This is a genomic window from Kitasatospora sp. NPDC059462, from assembly GCF_042749955.1.
Taxonomy (GTDB): Bacteria; Actinomycetota; Actinomycetes; order Streptomycetales; family Streptomycetaceae; genus Kitasatospora.
Window position 1 is genome coordinate 1 of record NZ_JBHYUU010000139.1, and the last position, 22,362, is coordinate 22,362.

Consider the following 22,362-nt stretch of genomic DNA (forward strand, 5'->3'; position numbering starts at 1 on the left):
GGCCCTCGCCGCCTGCGGCACCGCGAACGGCGCGCTCCGGCCGGAGCCGAGCACCTCCGCCCCGGCCTCCCCGGCGCCCGCGCCGTCCGCGCCGTCCGCTCCGGCCCCCCGGCCCACCCCGAGCCCGGCCTCCACCCCGCCGCCGACGGCCGCCCCGCCGACGGCCACGGCCCCCGGCAGCGGCGCCCCCGCCCCCGTCGTCCGCTCCACCGCCTCCGGCGGCCGGACCGTCGCGCTCACCTTCGACGACGGCCCCGGCCCGGCCACCGGCCAGGTGCTGGACCTGCTCGCCCAGTACGGCGCCAGGGCCACGTTCTGCCTGATCGGCAGGCAGGCCGTCGCCGACCCGGCCACCGTGAAGCGGATCCTCGCCGCCGGCCACCGGCTCTGCGACCACACCGTGGACCACCCGCAGCCCTTCGCCGCGCTCCCCCACGACCGCGCCGTCCAGGAGATCGCCGACGGCCGGCGGATGATCGTCCAGGCCGGCGGCCCGGACACCGAGGTCGGGTGGTTCCGCGCCCCGGGCGGCGCGTTCACCCCCGACAACCGGGCGATCGCCGCCGACCATGGCCTGCGCCCGCTCGGCTGGTCGGTCGACCCGCGCGACTGGTCCCGCCCGGGCACGACGGCGATCGTCTCCGCCGTGCAGGACCGGCTCAGGCCGGGCGGCGTGGTCCTGCTGCACGACGGCGGCGGCGACCGCACCCAGACCGTCGCCGCGCTGCGGCAGCTGCTCCCCTGGCTGACCGCCCAGGGCTACCGCTTCGACTTCCCCGCCAACTGAGCCTCCGGCCAAGCCTCTAGACTCGTCGGCCATGGCCACCGATCACCCCACCGCCCTCGGACCGCGCCTGAGCAGCGGTCGGATCGTCGGACTCGTCCTGATCTCCGCGTTCACCGCGACGGCCGGATGGCTCACCGCCACCGGCTTCGTCCGCGCCTACGCCGCCGACGCCTGCGGCCCCGAGCAGCGGTGCAACGGCCTCGGCACCGCCGGGTACCTGGCCGGCGGCATCCTGCTCTGGCTGCTGTGCCTGGTGGCCACCGCCACCACCGCGCACGGCGACGCCCCCACCACCGAGCCCTCGGCCACCTCCGACCGGGGCGTCCTGCTGGGCTGCCTCGCCCTCGGCCTGCTCGGCGCGGCCCTCGCCGACGGCTCCCTCCGCCCCTGGCTGCTCGTCCCCGTCGTCCCGCTCGCCCTGCTCACCGCCGTCCTCGACCGGCACGGCGCCCGCCGCTGGCGCGCCTTCCGGCTGGAGACCCGGCACCGCGCCGAGCAGCAGGGCCGCCTGGAGCAGTACGGCATCACCGTCCCCGCCCGGGTCACCGACCTCGTCCCCACCGGCGCCGTCTCGGCCGAGCTCCCCGAACTGCGCGTCACCGTCGGGTTCACCACCACCGACGGCGCCCCCCGCACCGCCACCGTCACCGACACCTTCCCCGCCCACGTGACCCCCCGCCGCGGCGGCCCCGCCGAGGTCCGCTACGACCCCGCCGACCCGGAGAACACCCGGGTCTCCTTCACCGCCGCCCCGCAGGACGCCGCCCCTCCCGCCCCCGACCTGGAGGTGGTCGCCGCCCTGGAACGCCTGGCCGCCCTCCACCGCGACGGCGCCCTCGACACCGCCGAGTTCACCGCCGCCAAGGCCCGCCTCCTGGGGACCGGGCTCAGCGCAGGGGCCAACGGGGGTCGATGACCGCCTCCGGGTCCTTGCCCCGGCGCAGCCAGGCCTGGAGGTCCTCGGCCCAGGCCCGGTGCCAGTCGACCTGGCGGGCGTGGAGCTCGGCCGGCGGGAGGTCGCCGACCCGCTCGGGGTAGCGCTCGGCGAGGGCGACGGCGACCCGTACGGCGGCGAGCGCGTCGCTGCCGGCCTCGTGGGCGTCGGTCAGCTCGACGCCGTACACCTCGCAGACCCGCTGGAGGGTGCGGGAGCCCTTGCGGTACTTGTCCACGGCGCGGTCGATGACCAGCGCGTCGAGCACCGGCGCGACCGGTCCCCCGAGGCGCTCGGCGAGCACCGGCAGGCCGTGCCGGCGCAGCTCGGCGTCGAGCAGCGAGAGGTCGAAGGGCGCGTTGAAGGCGACCACCGGCCGCCCGTCGGCGAGGCGTTCGCACAGCGCCGCGGCTATCTCGTCCACCGCCTCCTTGGCCGGCCGCCCCTTGGCCCGGGCCAGGTCGTCGCCGATCCCGTGGATCGCCGCCGCCTCGGCGGGGATCGGGACCCCCGGATCGAGCAGCCAGCCGGTGGCGCCCAGCCGGCGGTCCCCGACGGTGTCCACGAGGGCGGCCGTGACGATGCGGTCCACGGCCGGGTCGGTGCCCGTGGTCTCCAGGTCGAAGCCGACCAGTGGCTGCTGCCACCAGCTCATAGGGGTGTGTCCTTCCGTCCTCTGGGTCGAAGCAGCCCCTATCATCACCCGCCCCTCCGACAATCCGGCCGGTGGGGGGCTCGGCGCCCGCCTCCGGAGAGCCGGCGCCCCACCGCCGTCGCCGGCCCCGCCGCGCCGCCGGCCGGCCGGCCCGGGGCGGTGTCCGGGTGTCCGGGACGGGGCCGGGCTGTTGAAGCGGACACGACGGAGCGGATTAGGTGGCAGCAGACACCCACCCGCCCCGGGTGGACGACGAAGGGACAGGCACACATGCGCACACGTCTCCTGCTCTCCGGCGCGGCCCTGACGGCCGCCGCCCTGCTGGGCACCACCGCCGCCACCGCCCAGGCCGCCGCGGGCGACACGACCGGCTCCGCCGCGAGCGTCGCGGCGGGCTGCTGGAAGAAGACCGGCCGCTTCGCCAAGTCGGCCTGCATCGAGCTGCGGGACTCCTACGCCGGTGAGGCCCAGTGCCGCTCGGCCGGCGGCGGCCAGGACGACCTCTGGGTCCGGGTGCCCTGACCGGCGGCACCCGGCCGGGGCCGGGGCCGGCGGGGATGCGGCAGGGGGGCGGCGACCGGGGGGCCGTCGACGCCGCCGCGGGGGATCCCCGTCCAGGCCCCCTCCCGGCCGCCCCGCGCCCGCCGCCTCCGCCGCGAGGCGGGAGCGCCCCCCGGGGGAGGCGGCGGTCAGGAGACCGGCCGGGAGTCCGCCCAGACGCCCTCGAACTCCTCGCGGTAGACCTCCAGCAGCCCGGCGTCCGTGCCGCCCGGCTGCTGGCCGGCGCCGCCGCGCAGGACGAGGGCGGGCGACTCCATGCCGCGGGCCCGGCGCAGGTAGGGCTGGACGACGCCGAGGTCGCGGGTCTGGCGGCGGCCCCCGGCGCCCGGGGCGGCGGACGGCACGCCCTCGACCAGGTAGGCGGTGAAGCGCGGGGTCTCGTCGAACACCCGGATCTCGAAGCCGCCCTGGTCGCGCAGCGCGGCGCGGACCCGGCGCACGTGCAGGATGTTCATCTGGATGGAGCGGCCGAGCTCGCCGCGCCCGAGGCCCAGCTCGCGCTCGCGGCGGCGGACGGCGCTGCTGGCCGGGTTGAGGAAGAGCAGCCGGACCCGGCAGCCGTCGGTGGCGAGCCGCACCAGCCGCTTGCCGGTGTAGTTCTGGCAGAGCATGCCGAGGCCGATGCCGAGCGCGTCCAGCCGCCGGGCGCCGTCGAGGAGGTCCTCCACCGGCAGGTCGCGCTGGAGCCGGACCCGGTCGGGGTGGACGGCGACGACGTCCGCGTACCGGCCGGCGACCAGGGACTCGACGACGTCCGCGGGCACGGCGCCGGCGCCGCCGTCGAGCAGGGCGAGCAGCCGGGCGGAGGCCCGTTCGGTCTGGGCGAGCACGGTCGGGGTGAGGACGCGGTTGCGGGAGACGACGTGCCGGGCGACCTCCAGCTCGTCGAGGGCCAGCTCGATCTCCCGGCGGTCGGCCAGGTAGGGCTCGAAGCACGGCCAGTGCTGGACCATCAGTTCGCGCAGCTGCGGCAGGGTGAGGAAGACCAGCGGGTCGTCGTCGGCCGGGTCGAGGAGGTAGCCCTTGCGCCGGCTCACCTCGCGCACGGCGCCGGCCCGGTGCGCCCACTCCTCGCCGGCCGGGCCGGCCGCGGCGGTGACCCAGTCCTCGCCGTGGGCGGGCGCGTAGATCGGGTGCAGCACCTCGTCGACGAGCGAGCGCAGCCGCTGCTCGACCAGGTTGAGCCAGACGTAGGCGCGCCCGGAGAGACGGACGCGCTGGTAGGCGTCCTCCCACTCGGCGCCGGACCAGGCGAGCGCGGGGACCTCGACCGGCCCGCCCTGGGCCGGGACGAGCGAGCGTCCGCCGGTCAGGGCCGGCCGCATGACCACCGTCGGCGCCTCGCTGCGGGCGCTGCCCCGGTCGGGGCCGCCGGGCCCACCGCCACGGCCGCCGGCGGGGAACACCATGCGCCACCTCACCTGGTTCCTGCTGGGAGCCGCCCGGGGCCGCTCGGAGCTGTCTGCCTGCCGTCCGGCCGGTCGACGGCGCGGCGCGCCGCCCGACGCACCGGCGGTTCGCCGCCGGTTCGCCTGATGGACCGCCACGGGCCCCGGACGGCCGGACGATCAAGGGTACTGCCCGCCGCGAACCGCCCGCAGCCGGTTGGAGCACGGCAGCGGCCGGCCGCGGCGGTCCGCCGTGGCCGTCCCGTCCGCCCCACACGCCCCGGGAGCCCCACGACGGTGACGTGACACCCCCCGGGGCGCCGTGGGGACACCCGTTCGGGCGAACACGGCGCAAATGGCCCCGCCGTCGGGGAAGGCGTCGGGGAGTATGCGGACTGTGCCACGCCCGTGTGCCGTACGTCACGACCCCCGGCCGGTCCGCCCCGCGGTCCGGCCCCGACCATCGGACCGCCCGTCAGCTCTCCTTCTGCGTGAGGAAGTCGAGGAACCATGCAGGTCTGGCCAGGGACCCCCTACCCGCTCGGCGCCACCTACGACGGGGCCGGCACCAACTTCGCGGTCTTCTCGGAGAGCGCCGACCGGATCGAGCTCTGCCTGCTCGACGAGGACGGTTCGGAGACGGCCGTCGAACTGCGCGAGACCGACGCCTTCGTCCGGCACGCCTACCTCCCCGGCGTCCAGCCCGGCCGGCGCTACGGCTTCCGCGTCCACGGCCCGTACAACCCGGGCCTCGGCCAGCGGCACAACAGCGCCAAACTGCTGCTGGACCCGTACGCCAAGGCGATGAGCGGCCACATCGACTGGGACGAGTCCGTCTACGGCTACCACTTCGGCGCCCCCGAGCGCCGCAACGACCTCGACTCCGCCCCGCACACCATGCACTCGGTGGTGATCAACCCGTACTTCGACTGGGGCACCGACCGCCCGCCGCGCACCGACTACCACCGCACCGTGCTCTACGAGGCCCACGTGAAGGGCCTGACCGAGCTGCACCCGGGGATTCCCGAGGAGATCCGCGGCACCTACGCGGGCGTCGCCCACCCCGCCGTGATCGAGCACCTCGCCAAGCTCGGGGTCACCGCGATCGAGCTGATGCCGGTGCACCAGTTCGTCCGCGACCACCGGCTGCGCGACCTCGGCCTGGCGAACTACTGGGGCTACAACACCGTCGGCTTCTTCGCCCCGCACTCCTCGTACTCCTCCACCGGCGACCGCGGCCAGCAGGTGCAGGAGTTCAAGTCGATGGTCAAGGCCCTGCACGCGGCCGGCATCGAGGTCATCCTCGACGTCGTCTACAACCACACCGCCGAGGGCAACCACCTCGGCCCCACGCTCTCGCTGCGCGGCCTGGACAACGTGTCCTACTACCGCCTCGCCCGGGACCAGCGGTTCTACGAGGACACCACCGGCACCGGCAACAGCCTGCTGATGCGCAGCCCGCACGTGCTCCAGCTGATCATGGACTCGCTGCGCTACTGGGTCACCGAGATGCACGTGGACGGCTTCCGCTTCGACCTCGCCGCCACCCTCGCCCGGCAGTTCCACGAGGTGGACCGGCTCTCCTCGTTCTTCGACCTCGTCCAGCAGGACCCGGTGGTCTCCCAGGCCAAGCTGATCGCGGAGCCCTGGGACCTCGGCGAGGGCGGCTACCAGGTCGGCAACTTCCCGCCGCTGTGGACGGAGTGGAACGGCATGTACCGGGACACCGTGCGCGACCTGTGGCGCGGGGAGAACGCCACCCTCGCCGAGTTCGGCTCCCGGCTCACCGGCTCCTCCGACCTCTACCAGGACGACGGCCGCCGCCCGATCGCCTCGATCAACTTCGTCACCTGCCACGACGGCTTCACCCTGCGCGACCTGGTCTCCTACAACGAGAAGCACAACGAGGCCAACGGCGAGGGCAACCGGGACGGCGAGTCCTTCAACCGCTCCTGGAACTGCGGCACCGAGGGGCCCACCGACGACCCGGCCGTCGAGGAGCTGCGGGCGCGCCAGCAGCGCAACTTCCTCGCCACCCTGATGCTCTCCCAGGGCGTGCCGATGCTCTCCCACGGCGACGAGTTCGGCCGCACCCAGCAGGGCAACAACAACGCCTACTGCCAGGACAACGAGCTGACCTGGGTGCACTGGCCGCAGGACGACGGGGCGCGGACCGGGCTGCTGGAGTTCACCCAGCGGATGGTCTGGCTGCGCCGCGACCACCCGGTGTTCCGGCGCCGGCGCTTCTTCCACGGCCGCCCGGTCCCGGGCCGGCCCGCCGGGGAGGGCGGGGGCGGGGGCGAGTACGAGGACCTCACCGACATCGCCTGGTTCACCCCCGCCGGGGAGGAGATGACCAAGCGCAACTGGGGCGCCAGCTACGCCAAGTCGCTCACCGTGTTCCTGAACGGCTACGCCATCTCGGAGCCGGACCGGCGCGGCGGGCGGATCGTCGACGACTCCTTCCTGCTGATGTTCAACGCGCACTTCGAGCAGTTGGAGTTCACCGTCCCGGCCGGGCACGGGCAGGAGTGGCAGGTGGTGGTGGACACCGCCCGCCCGCAGCTGCCGCCGCCCGGCTCCGGCACCAGGGTCAAGGCCGGGGACACCCTCTGGCTCACCGACCGCTCGCTGATGGTGCTGCAGCGTCCCGCCTGAGCCACGGCGGTGTCCCGGTTCGCCGGCGGACCTTGCGCACCGGCCGTCGCACGGGCCACGGTGGTCCCCGGAAGGACCCGGGGACCGAGGGGGCGGCTGGCATGGCGGGCGATCATCCGAGCGCGACGGAGTTCCTCCTGGGGACGCTGCTCTCCCTCCCCGGCCGGATCGCGGACGCGACGATCCTCCGCCCGCCCCCGTACCGGTGGGTGCTCTCCCGCGCCGGCACCCCGCAGGCGCGGGCCGCCCTGGCCGCCGAGCGCGCCGTCATCGAGGGCCTGATCGCACGGCTCGGCGCGGTCGACGGGGTGGTCCACGTCGTCACCCAGGTGGACGACCGCCGGATCACTCCCGAGCGCGGGCTCGACCCCGGCCGCCGGCTGGAGCTGGTCTGCCAGCTCGCCGCGACCGCCTACTTCGCCACCGCCCTGGACGTCCCGGAGCTGCTGCGCCGGATCGACGCCGCGCAGGTCGCCGACTGGGGCAGCGGGCTGTACCACGATCCCCGGCGACCGCACCCGCCCGGCTCGGTCGCCGACGCGCTCTCGTACTACCGGCACGGCGGCCGCCATCCGGACGGCTCGCCGCGCGACAGCCCCCGGCTGTACGCCCTGGGCACGACCCTGACCTGGGACGAGCCGGACCGGCCGCCGGTTGCCGAGCCGAACGCGACGATGTTCAACAGCGCGTTCTCGCAGTACACCCGGGACCCGGCGGCCGCCGCCCTGGTGGAGGCCGCCCGTGCCGAGCGGGGCCTGGTCCTGCGCCTGTCCCGCTCCGGGGCCGGCGGCCCGCAGCGCCCGGGCTACTTCACGGTGCCCCGGGGGTGGCGGCGCCGGGGCCGCTGAGCACCCCCGACGCCCACCGCTCACCTGTTCGGATCAGCAACGGGTCTTGCCCCCGCGCCCCGCCGGGTAGGCATGGAGGCATGACCAACGCCGCCGAGCCCGCGCAGCCCCGCCCGGCCGCCTCCGTCCCGTCGTTCGACCCCTCCCGCCGGCCGACCACCGCCCGGAGCGTCGCCCCCGCCACCGTGCCGAGCGCCTCGTACCGCCTCCAGCTCCAGCCCGGCTTCACCCTGCACGACGCCACCGCCGCCGTCCCCTACCTGGCCGCCCTCGGCGTCTCCCACCTGCACCTCTCCCCGCTGCTGGAGCCCGTGCCGGGCTCCGCCCACGGCTACGACACCGTCGACCACGGCCGGGTCGCCGAGCAGCTCGGCGGCGAGCCGGCGCTGCGCGCGCTGGCCGCCGAGGCGCACCGGCACGGCCTGCGGCTGCTCGCCGACGTGGTGCCCAACCACATGGCCGTGCCCGCCCCCGAGCACCTCAACCGGCCGCTCTGGCAGGTCCTGCGGGACGGCCCCGACTCGCCGTACGCCCGCTGGTTCGACATCGACTGGCAGGCCCTGCCCGGACCGCCGGACGCCCCCGGGCACGGCCGGGTGCTGCTGCCGCTGCTCGGCGACCGGCTCGGCGCCGTCCTCGACCAGCTCGCCGTGGACGGCGACACGCTCCGCTACCACGACCACGTGCTGCCGCTGCGCCCCGGCACCGAGCACCTCCCGCTGCCCGACCTGCTCGCCCGCCAGTGGTACCGCCTGGCGTGGTGGCGGCTGGCCCGCACCGAGCTGAACTACCGGCGGTTCTTCACCGTCAACGAGCTGATCGCGGTCCGGGTCGAGGACCCGGAGGTGTTCGAGGCCACTCACGGCGTGCTGCTGCGGCTGCACCGCGAGGGCGTGCTGGACGGCTTCCGGATCGACCACCCGGACGGGCTCGCCGACCCGCGCGGCTACCTGGAGCGGCTCGCCGGGGCCACCGGCGGCACGTACACGGTCGTCGAGAAGATCCTCACCGGCGACGAGCGGCTGCCCGCCGACTGGCCGTGCGCCGGCACCACCGGCTACGACGCGCTGCGCCGGATCGACGGCGTGCTCACCGACCACGCGGGCGCCTGCCGGCTCGCCGGGGCGTACGAGGCGTTCCTCACCGGCGCTCCCCCGGGCGGCGAGCCCTGCGCCGACCCGCACCCGGCGCTGGCCGCCGCCCGGCGCGGGCGGGCCGACATGACCGGGCCCGAGGGCGAGCTGGCCGCCGAGGTGGAGCGGCTGGTGCGCCTCGCCGTCCGGCTCGGCGCCGCCGACCCGGTGCACGCCGACCACCCGCCGTGGCGGCTGCGCGCCGCACTGCGCCGGCTGCTCACCGGCTACCCCGCCTACCGGCCCTACGCGCGGCCCGGGGAGCCGCTGCCGCAGGCCTCCGCCGCCCAGTTGCACGAGGCGCTCGCCTCCGACGGCGAGCCCACCGACGCCACCGACCGCTTCGTCGCCGCCCTCGCCGAGGGCGCGCTCGGGCGCGGCCCCGAGCAGGACGAGTTCGCCGTCCGCTTCGCGCAGACCGCCGCCGCCGTCGCCGCCAAGGGCGTCGAGGACACCGCCTTCTACCGGTGGAACGCGCTGCTGAGCCTCAACGAGGTCGGCGGCGAGCCCGCCCGGCCCGGGGTGCGGCCGGAGGACTTCCACGCCTGGTGCCACTACGTCGAACGGCACTGGCCGCACACCATGACGGCGCTCTCCACCCACGACACCAAGCGCAGCGCCGACGCCCGCGCCCGGCTCGCCGTCCTGGCCGAGCAGCCCGAGGCCTGGGCCGCCGAGGCCGCCGCCTGGTCCACCGCGGCCGGGGGCGGGGGCGGGGCCGGGGGCGGGGGCGGGGCCGGGGCCCGCTTCGACCCCGACAGCGACTGGCTGCTCTGGCAGACCCTGGTCGCCGCCTGGCCGGCCACCCCCGAACGGCTGGTCGCCGCGGTGCTCAAGGCCGCCCGGGAGGCCAAGCTCCACACCTCGTGGACGACCCAGAACGTCCGCTTCGAACGCGCCCTCGCCGACCGCGTGCACGCCGTCTTCGGCCACCCCGGGCTGCTCCCCCGGATCGAGGGGTACGTGGCCGCGCTCGCCCCGTACGCCCGGTCCAACACGCTGGCCGCCGCCCTGCTGCACCTCACCGTGCCCGGTGTGCCCGACCTCTACCAGGGCAGCGAGGAGCCGCTGTACACCCTGGTCGACCCGGACAACCGGCGCGCCGTCGACCTCGGGGCGCTGGCCGTGCGGCTCACCGACTCCGCCACCGCCCGGCCCGGCGACCTCGCGCGCGAGAAGCTGCACCTCACCACGACCGCCCTGCACCTGCGCCGCGCCCACCCGCTGGGCACCCACCGGCCGCTCACCGCCGTCGGCCCGGCCGCCGGGCACCTGCTCGCCTTCGGGCGCGGCCCGGACGTCCTCACCGCCGTCACCCGCCTGCCGTACGGACTCGCCCGCGCCGGCGGCTGGCGCGGCACCGAACTGCACCTGCCCGCCGGGGACGCGTGGACGGACGCGCTGACCTCGCGCCGGTTCGCCTCCGGCCCCGTCCGGCTGAAGGACCTGATGGCCGACCTTCCGGTGGCCCTGCTGACCAGGAGGGGCGCCGCATGAGGCACGAGGTCTGGGCGCCGTACGCCGCCGAGCGGGTCGAGGTGGCCGTCGACGGCGCCCACCACCCGCTGGCCCGGGACGACGCCCGCGCCGGGTGGTGGCACGGCGAGGCACCCGACGGGGACTACGCGTTCGTGCTGGACGGCGGCCGCCCGCTGCCCGACCCCCGCTCGCCCCGGCAGCCGCACGGCCCCGACGGCCCCAGCCGCGCCGTCGACCACGCCGCGTTCAACTGGTCGCAGACCGACTGGCGCGGGCGCCCGCTCGCCGGAGCCGTCCTGTACGAGCTGCACATCGGCACCTTCACCGCCGCCGGCACCTTCGACGCGGCGGCCGAACGCCTGGACCACCTCGTCGAGTTGGGCATCGACTTCGTGGAGCTGATGCCACTCTGCCCGTTCCCCGGCAAGCACGGCTGGGGGTACGACGGCGTCTCGCTCTGGGCCGTGCACGAGCCCTACGGCGGACCGGAGGGCCTGAAGCGCTTCGTCGACGCCGCGCACCGCAAGGGCCTCGGCGTCGTGCTCGACGTGGTGCACAACCACCTCGGCCCGGCCGGCAACTACCTGCCGATGTTCGGCCCGTACTTCACCGACCGCCACCACACCCCGTGGGGCTCGGCGGTCAACCTGGACGCACCGGGGTCGGACGAGGTGCGCGGCTATCTGATCGGCAGCGCGCTCGCCTGGCTGCGCGACTACCGGATCGACGGCCTGCGGCTGGACGCCGTGCACGCCCTCGCCGACGACCGGGCCGTGCACTTCCTGGAGGAACTCGCCCGGGAGGTCGACCGGTTGGCGGTGACGACGAACCGCCCGCTGTTCCTGGTCGCCGAGTCCGACCTCAACGACCCGCGCACCACCACCCCGCGCGAGGCCGGCGGACAGGGCCTCGCCGCCCAGTGGAGCGACGACTTCCATCACGCCCTGCACTGCGCCCTCACCGGCGAATCCCAGGGCTACTACGGGGACTTCGCCGCCGCCCCGCTCGCCGCCGTCGCCAGGACCCTGACCCGGGGCTACTTCCACGACGGCAGCTGGTCCTCGTTCCGCGGCCGCCACCACGGCCGGCCGTTCCCGGCCGCGCACGGGGAGCGGCTGCTCGGCTACCTGCAGACCCACGACCAGATCGGCAACCGGGCCCTGGGTGACCGGATCTCCACCAGCCTCTCCCCCGGCCGGCTCGCCTGCGGTGCCGCGCTGGTGCTCACCTCGCCGTTCACGCCGATGCTGTTCATGGGCGAGGAGTGGGGAGCCGCCACCCCCTGGCAGTACTTCACCGACCACACCGACCCCAACCTCGCCGAGGCCGTCCGCCGGGGCCGGCGCCGGGAGTTCGCCGAACACGGCTGGGCGGCGGAGGCGGTGCCGGACCCGCAGGAGCCGGCCACCGTGCTGCGCTCCGTCCTCGACTGGACCGAGCCGAGGCGCGCTCCGCACGCCGGACTGCTGGAGTGGTACCGGGAGTTGATCCGGCTGCGCCGGGCCTGCCCGGAGCTGTCGGATCCCGACCTGGCGGCGGTGCGGGTGGACACCGACGAGGCCGCCGGATGGCTGGTGGTCCACCGGGGCCCCTACCGGGTGGCCGTCAACCTCGGCGCGGCGGCCGTCGCGCTGCCACGGGAGGGGGAGGTGGTCGCGGCGTTCGGGAGGACCGAGTCCACCGGACGGCGCCTCACACTCTCCCCCGACTCCGTGGCGATCCAGCGCGTGTGACCGGCCGTCACTGGACGAAGGTGGCGATCCGGTCCCGCAGTCCGTGCGCGTCCAGGCCGTAGGCGGCCAGGTGCTCCGGGACCGAGCCGTACTGCCGGTGCTCGCCGCGCGGTACCCCGAGCGACAGCAGCCGGTGCGGGCGGTCGGCGAGCGCCTCGTGCGCCTCCTGGGCGGAGGTCCCGGCCAGGTACGGCTCGACCAGCACCACGTTCGCGTTCGCCTCGGTGGCGGCCCGCAGCGCGGCGCCGTCGAACGGCCGGACGGTCGCCGCGTACAGCACGGTGACGTCCAGGTTCCCGGTGGCGGCGAGCACGGCGTCCAGCATCGGGCCGACCGCGAGCACGGTGCCGCGGCTGCCGCGCCGGACCACGGTGAAGCGGCCCGGCTCGATCGCGGTGGCGTGCTCGTTGCGGTGGTCGGAGAGGCGGACGTACACCTTGCGGTCGCCGTCGGCCGCCGCGTGGCGCAGCAACTGCTCCGCCTCGTCCGGGTGGCCGGGCACGTGCACCGTCCAGTCGGGCAGCGTGTCCAGCAGCGCGACGTCGCCCGGCGCCATGTGGGTGCGGCCGCCGGCGGGCCAGTCGTACGAGCCTCCCGCGCTCACCAGCACGGCGCCGACGCCCTGGTGGCCGAGGTCCAGCTTCACCTGCTCGAAGGGGCGTTCGACGAGGAAGCTGGCGAAGGTGTGGGCGATCGGGCGCAGCCCGGTGAAGGCCAGTCCGGCGGCGGCGCCGATCAGCAGCTGCTCGCGGATGCCGACGTTGATCAGCCGGTCCGGGTGGCGCTCGGCGGCGGCGTCGAAGCTCGCGGCGCTGATGTCGGCCAGGACGACGGCGAGGCGCGGGTCCTCGTCCAGCAGCCGGGAGGTGGTCTCGATGAAGCGCTCGCGCATGGTTTCCACGGTTCTGGTGCCTCTCTTCGGCTCAGGAGTTCTTCGACTCGACGCGGGCCACCACGACCCGCGGGCGGCCCGGGTGCTCGACGGTGTACGCGGCGTACAGCGCTTCGTGGTCGCGGCCGTCGACCGTCTCCACCGACCAGCCCTCGGCGGCGAAGCGCGCCGCGATGCCGCCCCGCCAGCCGTGGGTGGCGGAGGAGTTGTCGATCACCAGGGCGTGCAGCCGGTCCAGCCCGTAGGCCCCGGCGAAGGCCACCGCCTCGTGGTTGGAGCCCTCGTCGAACTCGGCGTCCCCGATCAGCACCCAGACCGCCGGGTCGGCGAGCCCCTGGGCCCGCAGGCCGAGTGCCGTGCCGACGGCGATCGGCAGGCCGTGGCCGAGCGAGCCGGAGCTGATCTCCACACCGGGGACCAGCATCCGGTCCGGGTGGTGGCCGAGCGGCGAGTCGTAGGCGCCGAAGCTCGGCAGCACCGCCGGGTCGATGAAGCCCTTGGCGGCGAGGACGGCGTAGTACGCCATCGGGCCGTGGCCCTTGGAGAGCAGGAAGCGGTCCCGGTCCTGCGCGTCGGCGGTGGCCGGGGTGACCCGCAGGACGCGGTCGTAGAGCACCCACAGTGCGTCCAGGGTGGAGGTGGCGGCCGGACCGTGCTTCTCGTCGCCGGTCATCAGGGCCATCAGGCCCGGCAGCTCGGCGAAGCCGAGGGGGGCGGGGGTCGTCGTCTTCATGCCCTCGATGCTGCTACTTGAAGTCGACTTCAAGTCAAGCGCTACAGTGACCCCATGAGCGCCCACGGTCCCAGCAGGCACGATCTCCTCACCATCGGCCAACTCGCCGACCGCAGCGGCCTCGCCGCCTCCGCCCTGCGGTACTACGAGAAGCTGGGCCTGATCCACGCCACCCGCACCACCGGCAACCAGCGCCGCTACACCCGCGGCACCCTGCGCCGGATCGCCTTCGTCCGGGCCGCCCAGCGGGTCGGCCTGTCGCTCGACGAGGCGAAGGTCGCCCTGGACCGCCTCCCCGAGCACCGCGCCCCCAGCGGCACCGAGTGGGACGGCGTCGCCCAGTCCTGGCAGAGCCGGATCGACGAGCAGATCGCGGAGTTGGAGCGGCTGAAGGCCAAGCTCACCGGCTGCATCGGCTGCGGCTGTCTCTCCCTCACCCGCTGCGCCCTCTACAACGCCGCCGACCGCGCCGGCGCCGCCGGCCCGGGCGCCCGCTACCTGCTGACCCGCGACCCCGCCACCGGCCCGGAACCGACGGCGGGCGACTTCACGGAGTGACCCTTCCCCCGGACCTCTTCCTCTGCATCGAAGTCGCCGACGGCCTCACCGGCGACACCCCCGCCCGGGCCCGAGCACTTCCCTGCGCCCCGCCGGATGCATCCGGCGGGGCGCAGGGAACCCGTGCCGACGAGCCGGGCCGGCACAGGAAGTCGGCGTGGCCGACTTCCTGCGCCGGGGTCGCCGCGGTCGTCAGGGGGTCCGGTCGTGGGAGCGCAGGGCGAGGCCGAGGCCGGTGGCGGCCGCCAGGATGCCGAGCAGGGCCACCGGGCGGGACCACTCGCCCGCTCCGGTGTCGGTGAGCGCCACCGGGAGGACGAGGGCCGAGGCCGCCAGGGCGGCGAGGGCGTGGGTGCGGTGCGGGCGGCGGCGGCCGGGGCCGAAGGCGTCGACGAGCAGGAGGTAGGCGGTCAGCAGCACCGCCACGGCGGCGCCCCGCCAGAGGCCGGGCTCGCCGATCGCGGCGAGCAGGACGCAGCCGGTCGCCAGCACGGTGGTGCGGCGGGTGGCCAGCCGGGCGAGTGCGGTGGTGGGGCGGCGTTCCGGCTCGGGCGGCGGCGGGGCGGCCCAGGTGGCCACGGCGAGCAGCGCCACCAGTCCGATCGGCCCGACCAGGGCGGCCGCGCCGTCGTCGGCCCCGACCCCGGCCGAAGCCAGCAGCAGGGCGTCGGCGACGACGCACAGGAGGACCCTCTCCCACCGGTTCGTCATCGGGAGCCCCCCGCGATCCGGCGGCGCAGCAGCGGCGCGAGGGCGAGGTCCAGGGCCTCGCCGGGGACGTAGCGGGCGACCGGCACGCCGCGCCCGCGCAGGGCGGCACGCATCGCCTCGCGCTCGGCGCGCCAGAGCCGCAGGGCGATCGCACCCACCTCGTCGTCCGGCTCGACCACGGGCTCGCCGGCCGGGATCTCCACCACGACCAGCGGGTTGCCGTGGTCGCCGATGCGGCCGAGCACCTCCAGGATCCGCTGGTCGGTGAGCGGGGTGAACGCGTAGACCAGGGCGTGGCCCGGCAGGGCGGGCAGCGGCAGCCGGGGCAGTGCAGGCCCGCGGTGGACGCGGTCCTGGCGCACCTCCAGCACGCTCTCGACCATCCGGTAGAGCTGGCGGTCGCCGGTGGCGGCGGTGAGCCAGCGCAGCCGGCCGCCGACCGTGACCAGGCCGACCCGGTCGTGGCGGCGCAGGTAGGCGCGGGTCAGTCCGGCGGCCGCGCGCAGGCTCTCGTCCAGGCTGGACAGCCCGGTGACCGGGTCGTGGATGTCGTCGAGGGTGTCCAGCAGGACGACGGCGTCGGAGGCCCGCTCGGCGGCGAACTGGTTGATCTGGATGCTGCCCCGGCGGGTGGTGGAGGGCCAGTGGATGCGCCGCTGGCGTTCGCCGTGGACGTGCGGGCGCACGCCGGTCACCTCGACGCCCGCGCCGTCGTGGCGGGTCGTGTGCTCGCCGATCCGCTCGGGCAGCCGGACCGGGATCGGGGTGAGCCGGGCCGTCGCGGGCACCGGGAAGACGTCCGCGGTGCCGAGGTCGGTGCGCAGGGTGCGGCGGGCGAGGGAGCCGACGTCGTGGACGTCGATGTCCACGGTGCCCAGGCTCCAGCGGCCCCAGCTGTCGGCGCGCAGGCCGAGGTCGACACCGGTGGGGCGCACGGTCAGCGCCTCCAGCACGACGCCGGGGCCCAGCGCGATGGTGGGATCGAGCGGGCCGGTCCGCCCGTCGTGCCGGACCGCGATCCGGACGGTGATGCGTTCGCCCTCGAAGCAGCGGCGCGGCTCGACGCCGAGGGTGGTGGCGAGTTCGGCGGGGCGGGTGCCGCCCGGGGCGGCCAGGGCGAGCAGGACGGCGGGGGCGGCGGCCAGGGCGAGCAGCCAGGCGTGCCCGGTGACCAGGGTGGCCGCGGTGGCGACCGTGGCGACGGTGAGCAGCCGCAGGGTCCGCTCGGCGGGGCGCCAGTGCGGCGAGGGCGGGGTGGCGGGCAGGCCTTCCGCGGAGGCCCGGGCGCTGCGGGCGACGATGCGGGCGGTCACCGGATCGGCAGCGGTCACCGGCTCGACGGCCGGCTCGGCCAACGGCTCGGTCATCGGCTCGGCCGTGCTCACCGCGCGCCGTCCCCATCGCTCCCGGTGGACGTCCCGGCGCCCGTCCCGGCGACGCGCGGCAGCGTCTGCGGCGCCGGGACGGTGGCCACCACCCGGGCCACCACCTCGTCCGCGTCGATCTGGCGCACCCACAACTCCGGCTTGAGGGTGATGCGGTGGGCCAGGGCCGGGACGGCGAGCTCCTTGACGTCCTCCGGCGTCAGGTAGTCGCGGCCCTCCAGCATCGCGCGGGCCCGGGCCAGTTGCACCAGCGCGAGGCCGCCCCGGGGCGAGGCGCCGACCTGGATCTGCGGATCGTTGCGGGTGGCGTCGACGAGCGCGATCACGTAGTCGACGAGGTCGTCGTCGACCTCGACCCGCTCGACCGCGGCCCGCACGGCGAGCAGTTCGGCGGGGCTGCTGACGGTGTCGAGCACCGCCTCCGGCGCGGACCGGTCGAGCCGGGCCCGGAGCATCGCGGCCTCCAGGCCGGTGGACAGGTACCCCATCCGCACCCGGAGCAGGAACCGGTCCAGCTGCGCTTCGGGGAGGGAGTAGGTCCCCTCGTACTCGATCGGGTTGGCGGTGGCGATCACCGCGAAGGGCTGCGGGAGGCGGCGGGTGGCGCCGTCGACCGAGACCTGCCCCTCGGCCATCGCCTCCAGCAGCGCGGCCTGGGTCTTCGGCGGGGTGCGGTTGATCTCGTCGGCCAGCAGCAGCTGGGTGAACAGCGGGCCGGGCCGGAAGACCATCTCGCCGCTGTGCTGGTCGTAGAACGGCGCGCCGGTGACGTCGGAGGGCAGCAGGTCCGGCGTGAACTGGATGCGGCGGAAGTCCAGGCCGAGGGTGGTCGCGAACGAGCGGGCCAGGAGCGTCTTGCCGAGGCCGGGAAGGTCCTCGATCAGGACGTGGCCGCCGGCGACGATGCCCAGCATCACCAGCCGCAGCGCTTCGGGCTTGCCGACCACGGCGCGTTCGATCTCCTTCAGCACCGCGCGGGCACGGTCCCCGGCCTGCTGCGGCGTCAGCGCGCCGGGCCCGTCCTGGGCCGCGTGATCGGCGCTCGGGTCGGCGGGGGCCTGCGGGACGGCGGTCATGGTTCTCCTGACGGGACGGTCGGGCCGGGCGGCTGCGGCCTGTTGATCGGACTGGTCGGGCGGGCAGAGCTGGTCGGGCTGACAGAGCGTGCAGAGGGGGCAGAGCGGGCAGGACTGCCAGGACGACGCGGAGCCGGTCGGCTTCGGACGACAGGGCCGGCGCGATCGGCCGGATCCGGCGGGTCGGCAGGATCGGCGCGTCCGGTCCGGCCGGGCCGCTACAGGGACTCCAGCCGGTCGACGAGCGCCAGCAGGACGTCCTGCGGGAGGGCCGGCGCCGGGGGCTCGCCGGCCGGGTCGATCCAGGGCCACAGCCGCGGCCCGATCAGCTCCGCGGCCCGGTCCCGGTCGGCGGTCAGCGAGACCTGGTGGGCCTCCGACAGCCGTGCGGCGAACAGCCGTTGGAGCCGGCCGCGCAGCGGCTGGGCGTCGCCGTCCGGGACCAGCCCCTGGCGCACGGTCCAGCGCCAGTCGGCGAGGCCGGGCTCGTGCGCGTCCAGCAGTCTCGGCCGACGGCGCAGGCCCACGTCCAGGATCCCGCCGCCGGCGACGTAGCGGCCGGTGAGGAGCGCGGCGACGGCGATCAGGACCGCTCCGGCACCGACCGCCGGCAGGCCGCCGACCAGACCGAGCACCACCTCGGCGAGCACGGCGGTGACGGCCAGTTCGCCGAGGCTGTGCCGGACGGAGCCGGGCCGGATCCGTCCCGGCCCGTCCTCGGGCGCCCCGGTGGTGCGGCGGGCGGTCTCGGCGTTCATCGGTGGCTCCGGGGCGGCGCGGCGTGACGGTCGGCGGCGGGCTGCTCGCCGCCCGCCGCGGCCAGGCGGGCGGCGATGGTGTCCAGGGCGGCGCGGGCCCGGCGGACGTGTCCGTCGTCCATCGGGTGGGAGGAGAACCGGGCCTCCCGGAACAGTTCGGTGAGCGCGTACGCGGGGGCGCGGTCGACGCGGTCGTCCGCCACGGCCCGCTCCAGCAGCTCCGCCGGACTGTCGCCGATCCGCCGTTCGAGCCCGGACGCCGCCAACGAGCCCTCCATCGCGGCGTAGCAGGCGATCACGGCGGCCCGGGCGTCGGCGCCGTGCAGGGACCGCAGCCCGGTGGCGACGGCCGCCGCGAGGACGTCCTCCTCGGAAGCGACCCCGTCGACGGCGGGCAGCGGCCGAGGCCGCCGCCGGGTGCGGTACAGGCCCCGCAGCAGCCGGACCAGCGACACCACCAGGAGGACCACGAGGACCGCCGCCAGCCCGTACAGCAGCAGGGCCAGCAGGGGCGTGCCGTCGGCCGGCCCGTCGTTCTCCTCCGGAGGGGGCGAGCGGGTGATCTCCGGCAGCGGCACCTCCACCACCTCGCGCTCCTCCCGCTCGGGCCGGGTGCGGCTGTGCAGGACGAACATCAGCACCGGGACCAGCACGGCGGCGCCGCCCAGCAGCACGACCGCCGCCTCGCGCAGGCGCTCGGCCCGCGGCGTCGGACCGACCAGGGGGCGGACCTCCTCGCGGAAGCGCGCGGCGAACCGTCCGACGATCCCCGCCCAGCCGAGGGCGATCAGCCCCACGTAGCCGAGTCCGGCGACCGGCGGGTCGCCCGGCGTCCCCAGCAGGCCGCCGTCCGGGCGCAGGGCCGCGGCGGCGAGCAGCAGGCCACCGCCGATCAGCAGCAGCGGTACCGTCCGGCCGGTGGCGGCTCCCCCGCCGGCCCGGCGGCGCCGGGCCCCGTCCGGCGACACGTTCTCGGTCATGCAACCCCCGGGTCCCCGCGCGCGCGTTCGACGAACGCGCGTCGAAGCGTCGCACACCCACGGTCCCGCTGTCATCCCTCTTCCCGGACGGCGCGGAGCGCGTCCGGCACGGCGAGGTGCCGGACGGGCGGTGAGCGCGTAGCGTCCGTAGCCACCGCGCCATTTCGCCACCGCGCCACCGTGCCACCGAGATCCAAGGAGACCGCCGCGTGCCCTCGGCCGCCGAGATGCTCAACCCGGACACCGTCGCCGCACTCGCCCGCTGCCTGGCCCGCGCCGGCCACGGCCACGGCCTCGGCCTCGGCACGGACGCCCTCCACCGGTGCGGCGCGGCCCTGGACGGGCTGGGCTTCGGCGAACGCGTCGCCGCCGTCCGCGACGCCGTGCTCGCCGACCTCCCGTCCGGCTACCCCGCCTTCGAGCGGGTCCTGTACGAGGCCCTGCGCGACGAGGAGTTCACCGGCTGGATGACCTTCCCCGTCGGCGAGGCGGTGGCCGTGCGCGGACTGGACGCCTTCGAGCCCGCGCTCGCCCTGCTCGCCGCGCTCACCCCCCGGCTGACCTGCGAGAGCGCCGTCCGCCCGTTCCTGCGCGCCGACCAGGGGCGCGCGCTCGCCGTCATGACGCGGTGGACGCGGGACCCGGACCCGCACGTCCGCCGGCTCGCCAGTGAGGGCACCCGGCCCCGGCTGCCGTGGGCGGCGCAGCTCCCGGCGCTGATCGCCGACCCGGCGCCCGCCGTGCCGCTGCTCGACGCGCTGTACCGGGACACCTCGGAGTACGTCCGCCGCTCGGTCGCCAACCACCTCAACGACATCAGCCGCGACCACCCCGCCACCGCCGTCGGGACCGCCGCCCGCTGGCTCGCCGACCCGGCGCCGACCACCCTCGCGCTGGTCCGGCACGGCCTGCGCACCCTCGTCAAGGCCGGCCACCCCGAGGCGCTCGCCCTGCTCGGCCACCGCCCGGACGCCCCGGTCACCGTCGAGGGCCCGCACGTGCGCACCGCCGGGATCACGCTCGGCGAGGAGCTGGTCTTCGACTACGCGGTGACCAACACCCATGACGAGAGCACCAGTGTGGTCATCGACTACGTCGTGCACCACGTGAAGGCCAACGGCGGCCGCACGCCCAAGGTCTTCAAGCTCACCACCCGTTCCCTCGCCCCCGGCGAGACCTGGCGGGCCACCCGCCGGCACCCCGTGAAGCCGATCAGCACCCGGCGCTACCACCCGGGCGTGCACCTGCTGGAGCTCCAGGTCAACGGCCGCCGCCACGGCGAGGGTTCGTTCACCCTGAGTCTCTGACGGCCACCGCCGCGAGGACCGCGCCCGCCGACTCGCCGACGGTGCGGCCGCTCGCGGCGTCCAGCCGGTCCAGCCCGAGCCGGTCCAGTTCGGCCGACATCAGCTCCTGGTAGCGCACGCTGCGGGCCAGGAACGCGTCCACCAGGCGCCGTCCGTCCTCGTCCGCCTCCGCGTACCGCCCGCCGCGCCGGATCCGCTCGCGGAGCACCGCCTCCCCGGCGGTCAGCCACAGCGCGGCGGTGGCGGGGCCGACCAGCGGGGCCACCGCGGCGGGCCACAGGGCCGAGCCCTCCAGCACCAGGCCGGGCCCGTCGGCGTCCGCCGCCCGCCGGGCGACCAGGTCCTCGATCCGGGGCCGCAGCCGCGCGTAGTGGTCGAGCACCGAGGCGATCAACTCCTCGACCGACAGCGTGCGGTAGTGCTCGGCGACGTGCGGCGGCACCTCCCACCCCGGACTCGGCCACGGGCGGCCCGGGTGCCGCGCCAGTTCGTCCGTCGACCGGTACTCGAAGCCGAGCCGCTCCGCCACCACCCGGCCCACGGTCGACTTCCCGGTGTGGGACGTGCCCCCGATCAGCACCACCCGCAGCACGCCGTCCGTCATACCACCGTCCGTCATACCACCGTCCGTCATACCACCGTCCGTCATACCGCCGACGCTACCCGCCCCGGCGCGAAGCGAGACCGAACCTTGATCTGCGCGGCCCGTTCCGGCACCCCGGCCGCACCGCCCGGCGGGCCCTTCCCGGCCCCCCGCCGGGGTGCCCGCGACCGGCGGACCCCACTCGCGGGGGAGGCCGCCCGACCCCGGTCGGCCGCACCCGCCACCCCGCACAAGCCCTTTCCCGGCGCCCGTCCGGGGGGTGATCGGCGGCCCGCGAACACCTAGGCTCGACGGTACCGATCCCCCCTCCGAAGGGCCGCCCTTGAACCGCTCCGTGCGCTCCACCGACGACGTCCTCGCCCTGCTCGACGGGCTGTTCGCCCCCGAGGCGGACCGCTGGACCGACCGGGCCGCCGACTGGTGGGACGACTTCTACGCCGACCGCGGATCCGGGCGGCCGTTCTTCGTCGCGGACCCCGACGAGAACCTCGTCGCCCACCTCGACCGCGGCCTGCTCGCCCCCGGCGCACGGGTGCTGGACCTCGGCTGCGGGGCCGGGCGCAACGCCGTCCACCTCGCCGGGCGCGGGTTCGAGGTGGACGCCGTCGACCTCTCCTCGACCGCCCTCGCCTGGGCGGGCGAGCGCGCCCGGGCGGCCGGCGTCGCCCCGCGGTTCCACCACGGCAACATCTTCACCGTCGAACTCCCCCTTCCCCAGTACGACTTGGTGTACGACTCCGGCTGCCTGCACCACCTCCCCCCACACCGCCGGATCAGCTACCTCGCGCTGCTGCAGAGGGTCCTGGCGCCCGGCGGGCACCTCGGCCTGACCTGCTTCGCGGCCGGCGAGATGGGCTCGGAGCTGCCCGACGCGGAGCTGTACCGCACCGGCCGGCTGGACGGCGGCCTCGCCTTCACCCCGGACGAACTCCGCTGGATCCTCGGTGACTTCACCGAGGTGGAGATCCGGCCGATGGTGCCGCAGGAGCCCGGGTCCGGACTGTTCGGGCTGCCCGTGCTGCTCACCGCGCTGTTCCGCAGGCCGCCCGCCGGGTGAGGCTTGCGCGGGCGCGCGCCCGGGGTAGAAGTAGGGCGGGGGGCGGGGGGGCCCCGCGGGGCCGGGGCCCCCGGGGGCGCGCGGGCCCCCTCGCGAGCGGCGCCGCGCGTGACCGCGCCGAAAAC

General features: G+C 76.2%; 20 protein-coding genes. 10 read left to right on the top strand and 10 right to left on the bottom strand.

Annotated features, from left to right (window positions below; translation table 11 throughout):
* Nucleotides 1-787: polysaccharide deacetylase family protein (locus tag ACFXAM_RS28085; RefSeq protein WP_380295321.1), on the top strand; the 787-nt coding region annotated here is incomplete at its 5' end.
* A gap of 31 nt (nucleotides 788-818) precedes the next feature.
* Nucleotides 819-1,703 (top strand): DUF3592 domain-containing protein, encoded by an 885-nt coding sequence (locus tag ACFXAM_RS28090; protein ID WP_380295322.1) that lies wholly within the window; start codon nucleotides 819-821, stop codon nucleotides 1,701-1,703.
* On the opposite strand, the gene ACFXAM_RS28095 is transcribed toward ACFXAM_RS28090, so the two are convergent.
* Nucleotides 1,675-2,376 (bottom strand): exonuclease domain-containing protein, encoded by a 702-nt coding sequence (locus ACFXAM_RS28095; RefSeq protein ID WP_380295324.1) that lies wholly within the window; start codon nucleotides 2,374-2,376, stop codon nucleotides 1,675-1,677. The genes ACFXAM_RS28090 and ACFXAM_RS28095 overlap by 29 nt on opposite strands.
* Before the next feature lie 270 nt (nucleotides 2,377-2,646).
* On the opposite strand from ACFXAM_RS28095, the gene ACFXAM_RS28100 reads away from it, so the two are divergent.
* The gene (locus ACFXAM_RS28100) at nucleotides 2,647-2,898 is read left to right on the top strand and encodes a hypothetical protein (RefSeq protein WP_380295326.1); all 252 of its coding nucleotides are present in this window, start codon (nucleotides 2,647-2,649) and stop codon (nucleotides 2,896-2,898) included.
* Between the two features lie 167 nt (nucleotides 2,899-3,065).
* Here ACFXAM_RS28100 and ACFXAM_RS28105 read toward each other — a convergent pair whose 3' ends face one another.
* Nucleotides 3,066-4,346 (bottom strand): SAV2148 family HEPN domain-containing protein, encoded by a 1,281-nt coding sequence (locus tag ACFXAM_RS28105; protein WP_380295328.1) that lies wholly within the window; start codon nucleotides 4,344-4,346, stop codon nucleotides 3,066-3,068.
* Nucleotides 4,347-4,835: 489 nt separating this feature from the next.
* On the opposite strand from ACFXAM_RS28105, the gene glgX reads away from it, so the two are divergent.
* From glgX to treZ, 4 genes are all read left to right on the top strand, one after another.
* On the top strand, nucleotides 4,836-6,983 hold the full coding sequence (gene glgX, locus ACFXAM_RS28110; RefSeq protein WP_380295330.1) for a glycogen debranching protein GlgX: 2,148 nt from the start codon (nucleotides 4,836-4,838) through the stop codon (nucleotides 6,981-6,983).
* Nucleotides 6,984-7,084: 101 nt separating this feature from the next.
* Entirely contained in the window at nucleotides 7,085-7,831 is a 747-nt protein-coding gene (locus ACFXAM_RS28115) for a hypothetical protein (protein ID WP_380295332.1), read from the top strand.
* Nucleotides 7,832-7,911: 80 nt separating this feature from the next.
* Nucleotides 7,912-10,461, top strand: coding sequence for a malto-oligosyltrehalose synthase (gene treY, locus ACFXAM_RS28120; RefSeq protein WP_380295334.1), 2,550 nt, complete (start codon nucleotides 7,912-7,914; stop codon nucleotides 10,459-10,461).
* Nucleotides 10,458-12,176 carry a malto-oligosyltrehalose trehalohydrolase gene (gene treZ, locus ACFXAM_RS28125; protein ID WP_380295335.1) on the top strand — a complete coding sequence of 573 codons (1,719 nt, stop codon included), beginning with the start codon at nucleotides 10,458-10,460 and terminating at the stop codon, nucleotides 12,174-12,176. Before treY ends, treZ begins: the two co-directional genes overlap by 4 nt.
* Nucleotides 12,177-12,183: 7 nt before the next feature.
* Here the strand turns inward: treZ and ACFXAM_RS28130 are convergent, their stop codons facing one another.
* Together ACFXAM_RS28130 and ACFXAM_RS28135 are read right to left on the bottom strand one after the other, a co-directional pair.
* The gene (locus ACFXAM_RS28130; RefSeq protein WP_380295337.1) at nucleotides 12,184-13,077 is read right to left on the bottom strand and encodes a transketolase family protein; all 894 of its coding nucleotides are present in this window, start codon (nucleotides 13,075-13,077) and stop codon (nucleotides 12,184-12,186) included.
* A gap of 22 nt (nucleotides 13,078-13,099) precedes the next feature.
* Entirely contained in the window at nucleotides 13,100-13,801 is a 702-nt protein-coding gene (locus tag ACFXAM_RS28135; RefSeq protein WP_380295339.1) for a transketolase, read from the bottom strand.
* Nucleotides 13,802-13,855: 54 nt separating this feature from the next.
* On the opposite strand from ACFXAM_RS28135, the gene soxR reads away from it, so the two are divergent.
* A complete protein-coding gene (gene soxR, locus ACFXAM_RS28140; RefSeq protein WP_380295341.1) occupies nucleotides 13,856-14,359 on the top strand; it encodes a redox-sensitive transcriptional activator SoxR in 504 nt (167 codons plus the stop codon).
* Between the two features lie 192 nt (nucleotides 14,360-14,551).
* Here soxR and ACFXAM_RS28145 read toward each other — a convergent pair whose 3' ends face one another.
* The 5 genes from ACFXAM_RS28145 to ACFXAM_RS28165 all read right to left on the bottom strand — a co-directional run bounded on the left by ACFXAM_RS28145 (nucleotide 14,552) and on the right by ACFXAM_RS28165 (nucleotide 19,269).
* Complete coding sequence (locus ACFXAM_RS28145) at nucleotides 14,552-15,070, bottom strand: hypothetical protein (protein WP_380295342.1); 519 nt, start codon at nucleotides 15,068-15,070, stop codon at nucleotides 14,552-14,554.
* Nucleotides 15,067-16,455: a DUF58 domain-containing protein gene (locus ACFXAM_RS28150; protein WP_380295343.1), complete on the bottom strand. Its 1,389-nt coding sequence runs from the start codon at nucleotides 16,453-16,455 to the stop codon at nucleotides 15,067-15,069. Before ACFXAM_RS28150 ends, ACFXAM_RS28145 begins: the two co-directional genes overlap by 4 nt.
* Nucleotides 16,452-17,531, bottom strand: a complete 1,080-nt coding sequence (locus ACFXAM_RS28155) for an AAA family ATPase (protein WP_380295344.1) — start codon at nucleotides 17,529-17,531, stop codon at nucleotides 16,452-16,454. The genes ACFXAM_RS28150 and ACFXAM_RS28155 overlap by 4 nt, the downstream gene beginning before the upstream one ends.
* Nucleotides 17,532-17,749: 218 nt before the next feature.
* Nucleotides 17,750-18,289 (bottom strand): hypothetical protein, encoded by a 540-nt coding sequence (locus ACFXAM_RS28160; protein ID WP_380295345.1) that lies wholly within the window; start codon nucleotides 18,287-18,289, stop codon nucleotides 17,750-17,752.
* A complete protein-coding gene (locus ACFXAM_RS28165) occupies nucleotides 18,286-19,269 on the bottom strand; it encodes a DUF4129 domain-containing protein (RefSeq protein WP_380295347.1) in 984 nt (327 codons plus the stop codon). Before ACFXAM_RS28165 ends, ACFXAM_RS28160 begins: the two co-directional genes overlap by 4 nt.
* A 209-nt stretch (nucleotides 19,270-19,478) precedes the next feature.
* Here ACFXAM_RS28165 and ACFXAM_RS28170 point away from each other — a divergent pair, with 209 nt between their 5' ends.
* Nucleotides 19,479-20,576, top strand: a complete 1,098-nt coding sequence (locus tag ACFXAM_RS28170; RefSeq protein WP_380295349.1) for a DNA alkylation repair protein — start codon at nucleotides 19,479-19,481, stop codon at nucleotides 20,574-20,576.
* On the opposite strand, the gene ACFXAM_RS28175 is transcribed toward ACFXAM_RS28170, so the two are convergent.
* The gene (locus ACFXAM_RS28175; protein WP_380295351.1) at nucleotides 20,560-21,195 is read right to left on the bottom strand and encodes a hypothetical protein; all 636 of its coding nucleotides are present in this window, start codon (nucleotides 21,193-21,195) and stop codon (nucleotides 20,560-20,562) included. The genes ACFXAM_RS28170 and ACFXAM_RS28175 overlap by 17 nt on opposite strands.
* Nucleotides 21,196-21,502: 307 nt before the next feature.
* Between ACFXAM_RS28175 and ACFXAM_RS28180 the strand changes: the two genes are divergently transcribed.
* Nucleotides 21,503-22,237: a class I SAM-dependent methyltransferase gene (locus ACFXAM_RS28180; RefSeq protein WP_380295352.1), complete on the top strand. Its 735-nt coding sequence runs from the start codon at nucleotides 21,503-21,505 to the stop codon at nucleotides 22,235-22,237.
* Nucleotides 22,238-22,362: the final 125 nt, after the last annotated feature.

Bases quoted from the DNA above. Each gene is read 5' to 3' on its own strand.
- ACFXAM_RS28090 (WP_380295322.1), top strand. From the start codon at position 819: ATGGCCACCGATCACCCCACCGCCCTCGGACCGCGCCTGAGCAGCGGT.
- ACFXAM_RS28095 (WP_380295324.1), bottom strand. From the start codon at position 2,376: ATGAGCTGGTGGCAGCAGCCACTGGTCGGCTTCGACCTGGAGACCACG.
- ACFXAM_RS28100 (WP_380295326.1), top strand. From the start codon at position 2,647: ATGCGCACACGTCTCCTGCTCTCCGGCGCGGCCCTGACGGCCGCCGCC.
- ACFXAM_RS28105 (WP_380295328.1), bottom strand. From the start codon at position 4,346: ATGGTGTTCCCCGCCGGCGGCCGTGGCGGTGGGCCCGGCGGCCCCGAC.
- glgX (WP_380295330.1), top strand. From the start codon at position 4,836: ATGCAGGTCTGGCCAGGGACCCCCTACCCGCTCGGCGCCACCTACGAC.
- ACFXAM_RS28115 (WP_380295332.1), top strand. From the start codon at position 7,085: ATGGCGGGCGATCATCCGAGCGCGACGGAGTTCCTCCTGGGGACGCTG.
- treY (WP_380295334.1), top strand. From the start codon at position 7,912: ATGACCAACGCCGCCGAGCCCGCGCAGCCCCGCCCGGCCGCCTCCGTC.
- treZ (WP_380295335.1), top strand. From the start codon at position 10,458: ATGAGGCACGAGGTCTGGGCGCCGTACGCCGCCGAGCGGGTCGAGGTG.
- ACFXAM_RS28135 (WP_380295339.1), bottom strand. From the start codon at position 13,801: ATGAAGACGACGACCCCCGCCCCCCTCGGCTTCGCCGAGCTGCCGGGC.
- soxR (WP_380295341.1), top strand. From the start codon at position 13,856: ATGAGCGCCCACGGTCCCAGCAGGCACGATCTCCTCACCATCGGCCAA.
- ACFXAM_RS28145 (WP_380295342.1), bottom strand. From the start codon at position 15,070: ATGACGAACCGGTGGGAGAGGGTCCTCCTGTGCGTCGTCGCCGACGCC.
- ACFXAM_RS28155 (WP_380295344.1), bottom strand. From the start codon at position 17,531: ATGACCGCCGTCCCGCAGGCCCCCGCCGACCCGAGCGCCGATCACGCG.
- ACFXAM_RS28160 (WP_380295345.1), bottom strand. From the start codon at position 18,289: ATGAACGCCGAGACCGCCCGCCGCACCACCGGGGCGCCCGAGGACGGG.
- ACFXAM_RS28165 (WP_380295347.1), bottom strand. From the start codon at position 19,269: ATGACCGAGAACGTGTCGCCGGACGGGGCCCGGCGCCGCCGGGCCGGC.
- ACFXAM_RS28175 (WP_380295351.1), bottom strand. From the start codon at position 21,195: ATGACGGACGGTGGTATGACGGACGGCGTGCTGCGGGTGGTGCTGATC.